Source organism: Actinoplanes sp. NPDC051633, assembly GCF_040681735.1.
Lineage (GTDB): Bacteria > Actinomycetota > Actinomycetes > Mycobacteriales > Micromonosporaceae > Actinoplanes.
Window position 1 is genome coordinate 1 of the sequence record NZ_JBFAZH010001226.1, and the last position, 2240, is coordinate 2240.

Annotated in this window: 2 protein-coding genes; both read left to right on the forward strand. The window is 65.9% G+C overall.

The features are described from left to right. A partial coding sequence (locus AB0M20_RS39315) for a GAF domain-containing SpoIIE family protein phosphatase (protein WP_364306120.1) occupies nucleotides 1–1246 on the forward strand: 1246 nt, incomplete at its 5' end. A gap of 705 nt (nucleotides 1247–1951) precedes the next feature. Beyond that, a partial coding sequence (locus AB0M20_RS39320; RefSeq protein WP_364306122.1) for a transposase occupies nucleotides 1952–2240 on the forward strand: 289 nt, incomplete at its 3' end.

Below are 2240 nucleotides of genomic sequence, written 5' to 3' on the forward strand. Positions count from 1 at the left end.
ACTGCGTGATGCCTATGACCGCAGTCAGCTGCTGCTCAATGCCAGTGTCGCGCTGCTGGAATCCCAGACGATCGGCGATGTTCTGGCGTCCACCCATCAAATGGTCGGCCGCACCTTCGACCCGATCAACATCGGCATGGTGCTGCTCGACGAGCACGGCGACCTGCGGGTCGCGACCAGTGAGCCGCTACCGGAGCACATCACCGACCGCTGGCTGACGATTCCGGTCACGGCCCCAGTGCCGGCGGCGCAGGTGTTCCGCACCGGTCAGTTGATGGCGCTGGCTGATCCGGACGAGATCGCCGAGGCCTTCCCCAGCGGTGTGGACGACCTGCGCCGACTGGGTTGGCAGGCCATTGCCTGCGCCCCGATTCCCGGCGTCCGCGGAACGCTGGGCGCGATGACGATCGCCTGGCAGCATCCGCACGAGGTCACTGTCCCTGAGAGAGCCGTGATCGCGTCGATCGCCGGGTACGCCGGGCAGGCCATCGAACGTGTCAACCAGCTCGACCGGCACAACACCGCGGCCGCGACTCTGCAGACGGCGCTGCTCCCCCCGCTGCCGAAGGTCGACCCTTTGCGCATGGTCGTCCGCTACCTTCCCGCCCACCAGGAAGATCATGTCGGCGGTGACTGGTACGACGCCGTAGCACTTCCGGGTGATCGGCTGGCTGTGGTCATCGGCGACGCCAGCGGTCACAGCTTGGAGGCGGCTGCGGCGATGAGCGAGCTGCGCAGCATGCTCCGCGGCTTTCTCGTCGACCGGGTGGAACCACCGTCCGCGCTGCTGCGGCGTCTCGACCACGCCAACCGAACTCTGGCGGCCAACACGATCGCCACCGTCCTGATCGCCTTTCTCGACCCGGCTCCCGACGGCGCGTATCTGCTGACCTGGTCAAATGCCGGGCATCCGCCCCCGTTGGTGATCAACCCGGACGGCGCTGTCACACGACTGTCCGGTGCGGACGCTCTCATCGGGGCGGTCCGCCACGCCTCACGTTCGAACCGTAGCCATGTGGTCCCCGCCGGTGCCAAGATCGTCCTGCATACCGACGGACTCGTCGAAACGCGCTCCGAGCCTCTCAATGTCGCCTTCGCCCGCCTCGACCGCCTGCTCGGCGACCATCACACGGCAACGCCTCCGGAGCTTGCCGACCGCCTCATTGAGTACGCCGAGGAACACTCCCACGAGGACGACGTGGCACTGCTCATCATCGGTACGCCAGAACGTTCCGTGGACGACTGACGACCGACGCCGGCGTGCAGACCGCTAGGGCGGTGACGTCGTCCGGCGTCATCGCCGGGTAGCCGGGTGCCGCCGGCGCGATTCAGCATCGGTCACGCTGCATGCGCTGGCTGCCGCGAGGAAGGCCGGCTACGGCACCGCTGTGCTCGGCGCAGAGGCGCCGGCGGTAAATCTCTATCGTCGCCTGGGCTTCCAACCCCGCGGCGTCATGTGCGTCTACGCGGGCTGAACCGCTGGCAGGTTCTACGTTCAAGTTCGGTCCGGCTGTCGGACGTTTCGAGCGGTGCGGGGGGAGCACCGCATTCGCTCAGACGGCTCACTCTCATGCCGCGCAAGCTGCGCTCCTTCTGCTCGTTGGCACTTCAGTGGGTGTTGGTGTGCAGGCTCTGCGCTCGGTACCGAGATGTCGTAGTTGTCCTGCTGCGACAGGCTGTTGCATGGATCGCGAGACATCCTCAATGCTGGTTGTGCCCGATCCGAGCGGAGTAAGGACGGTGGCGTCGTGCGCAGTCAAGAGTTGACCGAGGCCGAGTTTCGCCTATTGCTCGCTCTGGAGGCAGCACGGGGTGATCTTACCGAGGTCGGCGACCAGCTCAGAACCGGTGGTCTCAGCAACCTGCCGTCGAAAGCAGCAAAGTGAGTGTTTGAGAGTGGTGTCGCACGGCGTGTCTGTGCTGGAGCCGGCGTTGCTTCGATGAGCTGAGTATGGAGCGACAGCGGCGGTATCCCTCGGATCTGACGGATGCGAAGTGGGAGATCGTCGAGCCGATGCTGCCGTTGATCAAGTCACCGGGCCGGATCCCGAAGCATCCCCGCCGGGCGATCGTGGACGCCATCTTGTACGTGGTCCGCAGCGGCTGCTCCTGGCGGCAACTGCCGGTCGACTTCCCGCCCTGGCAGACGGTCTATTGGCAGTTCCAGCAGTGGGAGAAACGCCAGGTCACCGAACGCATCCTCGCCGAACTCCGCGAGCAGGTACGGATGCAGGAAGGCC